Here is a 229-nt window from a genome sequence, read left to right on the forward strand (position 1 = left end):
GGGCCCTGAATTCAGACGCATGGGCCCAATGCATGGTGGCGCGTCGGCCATTCAACAGTCCGGCCTCGGCGAGTACGAATGCACCGCTGCAGATCGAGGCAATCCGTCTCGATGCTTTGGCTGCCTCCTGAACGAACGCGATCACAGCGGCATCGGAGGACGGCATTTTCATTTCGGTGATCGAACCCACGATAACCGTATCGAAAGCCGGATCGCCGAACGCCTCGGT

Annotated in this window: 1 protein-coding gene; it reads right to left on the reverse strand. The window is 59.8% G+C overall.

Features of this window, described 5'->3' with window-relative positions:
- On the reverse strand, positions 1 to 229 hold a 229-nt coding region (locus tag SB753_RS42315; RefSeq protein ID WP_410805861.1), incomplete at both ends, for a DJ-1/PfpI family protein.

The organism is Paraburkholderia sp. SIMBA_053 (assembly GCF_046534895.1).
Taxonomy (GTDB): domain Bacteria; phylum Pseudomonadota; class Gammaproteobacteria; order Burkholderiales; family Burkholderiaceae; genus Paraburkholderia; species Paraburkholderia caledonica.